The 4,748-nt window shown below is 54.9% G+C and carries 7 protein-coding genes; 5 read left to right on the top strand and 2 right to left on the bottom strand.

The genetic code is table 11. The features are described from left to right. Positions 1-142: 142 nt before the first annotated feature. The 5 genes from ACWB12_RS12545 to ACWB12_RS12565 all read left to right on the top strand — a co-directional run bounded on the left by ACWB12_RS12545 (position 143) and on the right by ACWB12_RS12565 (position 3,248). On the top strand, positions 143-271 hold the full coding sequence (locus ACWB12_RS12545) for a hypothetical protein (RefSeq protein ID WP_479530428.1): 129 nt from the start codon (positions 143-145) through the stop codon (positions 269-271). A 61-nt stretch (positions 272-332) separates the two neighbouring features. Continuing rightward, positions 333-929, top strand: coding sequence for an ABC transporter ATP-binding protein (locus tag ACWB12_RS12550; protein ID WP_479530429.1), 597 nt, complete (start codon positions 333-335; stop codon positions 927-929). Further along, complete coding sequence (locus ACWB12_RS12555; RefSeq protein WP_479530430.1) at positions 926-1,738, top strand: ABC transporter permease; 813 nt, start codon at positions 926-928, stop codon at positions 1,736-1,738. The genes ACWB12_RS12550 and ACWB12_RS12555 overlap by 4 nt, the downstream gene beginning before the upstream one ends. 122 nt (positions 1,739-1,860) lie before the next feature. Further along, positions 1,861-2,409: a GcrA family cell cycle regulator gene (locus ACWB12_RS12560; protein ID WP_479530431.1), complete on the top strand. Its 549-nt coding sequence runs from the start codon at positions 1,861-1,863 to the stop codon at positions 2,407-2,409. Positions 2,410-2,447: 38 nt separating this feature from the next. Then, positions 2,448-3,248, top strand: a complete 801-nt coding sequence (locus tag ACWB12_RS12565; protein ID WP_479530432.1) for an HAD-IIB family hydrolase — start codon at positions 2,448-2,450, stop codon at positions 3,246-3,248. A gap of 1 nt (position 3,249) precedes the next feature. Here the strand turns inward: ACWB12_RS12565 and ACWB12_RS12570 are convergent, their stop codons facing one another. Together ACWB12_RS12570 and ACWB12_RS12575 are read right to left on the bottom strand one after the other, a co-directional pair. Continuing rightward, positions 3,250-3,804: a hypothetical protein gene (locus ACWB12_RS12570; RefSeq protein WP_479530433.1), complete on the bottom strand. Its 555-nt coding sequence runs from the start codon at positions 3,802-3,804 to the stop codon at positions 3,250-3,252. A gap of 202 nt (positions 3,805-4,006) precedes the next feature. Then, positions 4,007-4,748 (bottom strand): LysR family transcriptional regulator (locus ACWB12_RS12575; RefSeq protein ID WP_479530434.1); only part of this gene is annotated, 742 nt, incomplete at its 5' end.

The following is a 4,748-nucleotide window of genomic DNA, read 5'->3' on the forward strand; positions in this document are numbered from 1 at the left end:
AGGAATTCAAAAGGATAGCATTACGTGCATGTAAAACTGACGATAGTTTTAAGGCCATGATTTCAATCGTCGCAACCGTCATTCATTTGCGGTAAATGTCAACAGGCCCTAAGGAAAACTCTGCTGCTTAAAAAGACGTCCCATGACCACAAAACCGTCTATGGCTACGCCAGCGCTGATCCCCCGAACCGACCTGTCGCCCATGACGCTTGACCTTGATACTTTGGGACTTTGGTTCACCACAGGTGCCATTCTTCTGACGTGGTCCTAGGCGTGGTTGCGTTAGCGTTGATTTGGGCGTTTAGTACGATAACGCCAGCCAAGGACACCCCATGCTGCAAGTCACCAATCTGTCCCGCCTGATGGTCGGCCCTGTCAGCTTTACCATAAACGACGGCGAATGTGTTGCAATCACGGGACCATCGGGCACCGGCAAATCGGTGCTGCTGCGGGCCATCGTTGATCTGGACCCGAATGACGGAGCCGTGCAAACCGCTGATTTGCTGCGCTCAAAAACCGACGCACCCCTATGGCGCAAACACGTTGCCATGCTGCCCGCCGAAAGCGGCTGGTGGCAAGAGCGCGTGGCCGAGCATTTTCAACACCCAGACGGGATGCGTCAACAATTGCCCGCGGTAGGATTGCCAAAGGATGCAATGGGCTGGGAGGTGGCGCGGCTTTCAACCGGAGAAAAGCACCGTCTTGCCCTGCTGCGCTGCCTTGAAGCCCACCCCAGAGTATTGTTGCTGGACGAGCCCACAGCCGCGTTGGACCATGACACCACCCTGCAAATCGAAGCCCTGCTGAAACAACAACTGGCCAATGGCACCTCGATCCTGATTGTGACCCATGACGCCACGCAAGCCAAACGCCTGGCAGGCCGGATTTTGCATCTCGAGAACGGAACCTTGCACGAGGTGGCAGCATGAACGGTTACATCAGTCTGACGTATTCCGACCTGCTGCTGGCGTCGATCTTTCTTGTGCTCAACGGGGTGTTGTCGATCTGGCTGCATCTGGGACTGGAGCGCAAACTGGCGGTGGCGGCCATTCGTATGGTGGTGCAGCTGGTGCTGGTAGGGCTATTACTCAAAAGCCTGTTTTCCATCCTGTCGCCATGGCTCACCCTGTTGGTCGCCACCTTCATGGTGCTGTTTGCGGGCCGCGAGATTTGGGCAAGACAGGAATACAAGCTGCGCGGAATGTGGGGGTTTGGACTGGGCACCGGTGCGATGGCCTTTGCGGGGGCCGGCATCACCCTGATCGCCCTGACCAGCATGATCAGCGCCGATCCGTGGTGGACCCCACGTTTTGCCCTGCCGCTGTTGGGAATGGTACTGGGCAACACGATGACGGGAGTGTCGCTGGCGCTGGACAATTTGCACACCTCCGTGCGTCGTGAACGCGTCGCAATCGAAGCGCAACTGTTGCTGGGTGCGGATCGCTGGTTTGCCCTGCGCCCAGTTTTGCGCCGTGCGCTCAGGGCGGGTTTCATGCCGATTATCAACGCGATGGCGGCCACTGGTGTGGTCTCGTTGCCGGGTATGATGACCGGTCAAATCTTGTCCGGCGTGGACCCGACCGAAGCAGTAAAATACCAGCTACTGGTAATGTTTCTGATCGGCGGGGCCACAGGGCTGGGGGTGCTATTCGCCACATTCGGGTCGGTTTGGCGCCTGACGGATGAACGCCACCGCCTGCGGCTTGAAAGGCTCGCAGATGCAAAACTAGCACCATAGCGTCACTGGTGCTTGTATCCTGCGAGTGGGCTGTATAAAATGCACCCAACAGAATTCCAAATATGGTCGTAGGATAAGGGTAAACCGCCTTCCTCACGGCCATTTTCAGTTAAGGAAAACAGATGGCCTGGACCGATGATCGTGTGGCAACACTTACTAAAATGTGGGGCGAAGGCCAATCCGCAAGCCAGATCGCCAAGGAACTTGGCGGCGTCACCCGTAATGCTGTGATCGGCAAAGTGCACCGTTTGGGCCTGTCCAATCGCGCCACCAGTGGGGCCAAACCGGCGACCAAAGGCAAAGCAGCAGCCAAACCGGCAGCCCGCGCAAAACCGGCAGCCAAGGCCAAGGCGGCACCAGCCGCCGCGCCGAAACCGATGCTGCCCGCCCGCAAGGTGATCATTCCGGCGGGCCAACCCCTACCACCGCAACCTTCGGCAAATGAAATCAGCCCAGAAGCATTGGCCAGCGTGCGCGAAGTCGAAAAGAAAGCCAAAAAGATCAGCCTGATGGAATTGACCGAGCGCACCTGCAAATGGCCAATCGGTGATCCCGCGACCGAAGAATTCTGGTTCTGCGGCCTGACATCCGAGCCTGGCAAACCCTATTGCGAAGCCCATGTCGGCGTGGCGTTCCAGCCCATGTCATCGCGCCGCGACCGTCGCCGTTAATTCTGCACATGGCACCCGTCGATTACAACGAGCATGCCATGCGCCCGATCACCGAATTCCCCACAGCCGATGCCGCTGAAATCACCACTGTTTTTACCGACATCGATGACACCCTGACGACCGATGGCCAACTGCCTGCCGACGCCTACGCAGCGCTTGAAAATCTGCACAACACGGGGTTTCATGTTGCCGCCATCACCGGTCGGCCCGCCGGATGGTGCGACATGATCGCGCGGTTTTGGCCGGTCAGCGGCGTGGTTGGCGAAAATGGCGCGTTTTACTTTGCTTACGTCAAAAATAACCACAAAATGCGCCGCGAATATTTCGCCGACGCCAAAACACGCACCGCCAACCAGCAAAAACTGAACCACATCCAGTCCCGCATTCTGGCCGAGGTCCCGGGCAGCGCCATTTCTGCCGACCAACCCTACCGCGAGGCCGACCTCGCTGTGGATTTTTGCGAAGATGTGCCGCCGCTGGATGCCGCTGCCATTTCGCAAATCAAGGATATATTCGAACAGGAAGGCGCCGTTGCCAAAATCTCGTCGATCCACGTCAACGGCTGGTATGGCGACTATGACAAACTGTCGATGTCCCGCCGGTTTACCACCGAGGTTCTGGGCTTTGACATGGATGCCGAAAAGCAAAACATCGTCTTTTGCGGCGACAGCCCGAATGACGCCCCGATGTTTGGATTCTTTCCCAACTCATGCGGCGTTGCCAATGTGCTGGATTTTCAGGACCAGCTCGACGAAAAACCGCGCTGGATCGCATCCCAAAAAGGCGGTGCAGGATTTGTCGAGATCGCCAACGTCCTACTAAAGGCACAATGGCGCTAGGTTATTGCGCCAAGCTCTGCAAAGGGATTGTCAGCAAATGATTGATATCCTCGTCACCCATCCAGACCATAAACCCTTCTCGCATCTTTCCGGTATCTGTCACATGCCAGTTAAACGCTCCGGGTTCCGAATGCATATAACCTTCGCGTTGAACCAGCCCCTTAAAGGCAATCGGGCGCGGCATAATTCCGAACACATAGTCAGGAGACCAACGCAGTTGATTGAAAACGAGGGCAAACCGCGCCAGTATTCCTGAAACACCTGTGTTGCGGTAACGTTCAGCCAACCAGAAATCGCCGTGATAGCTAACCCGCCCCCGTATCCTGTGCGCACTTGGCCCCGGATGGTAATATGATTTGGAAAAATCCAAATTAATCCCAGCGGCAGGAAAGTCAGTAAACCGATTGGACAGGTAACCGGCAAGCGACAGCCCTGTCAGATCAACTGGCCGCATTGCCTGTGTATGAACCAACCCGCCATTTTCATCCCATCCCGCAACCCAAAACGCATGTTCGGATTGAAAAGCACTCTTCTTAAGGTCGAACGGTTTTCCCACTGGTTGATGCGATCTATATCTCGATATTAAATTGCTATACTCGTTGAAACACATGCCAACACGCAATAATATTCCCTTTTTGTTGGCAATATCAGACGTTTCCTCAATAAACTGGGTGCCATGGAAGTCACTGTGAATGCCCATCAAAAACTCCTGCCATAGTTGTATTCTATATAGACAGGAATTTGGGCGTTAGGGGAAGTTATTTGACAGGCTTCAGCCCTTTTACATCAACATCCATGATGAAATTTTTCTGCATCGATGTTGCCCGCTCGGGGCTTAAACCTTGAATGTCGACATTATGGGTTCGGTCAATCAGGGCAGCCAAGGCAAAGCTACCATCAGGTAATCGACACCCCATCAACAGCCTTTGATAGCTGATCGGCACCCTTTCCTGGCTATCTTGGAATGTGTTGAATGTATAGATATGATCCAGCCGCACGGCTCCATGCGCCCAAACATCTCGAAATGGATACACCAGTAAATCCGCGACACCCGTTCCACCAGGCAAATCCGAGATCCAACGTCCAATACTGCTGCGTTGCCATTCCCCGCCGTGCCATGTTGCATAGGAGGATTTTTCGCCAATTTCAGCACAAATCCAGCCCCCCTCGAGCGGCTTGAACACCATCGCATAAGGTCTGATATTTGAAAATTCCGGGCTCTCGATCTGCCCCTTCGCCTTGGCCCAACACTGGAAACCATATTGCATCAAGGGTGAACTGTCGGTCCACAGACGGCCAAGCGAATGCTGTTGCAGATAATACGAAGAATCAGTAGTTTTTGGCTCAATAGCAATACTGAGGAGCCCGCTAATATGCGCCGATTGGTTGTTCAACCACGCCTCGCCACGCGCCAACAGCTCTTCGGCCTCTGGTAACGACCGCCGCCCTGATTCGGTTAGCTGGTATTGGCGATCTTCAAGGGTAAACAAAGCCACCCCT

The organism is Profundibacter sp. (assembly GCF_056498605.1).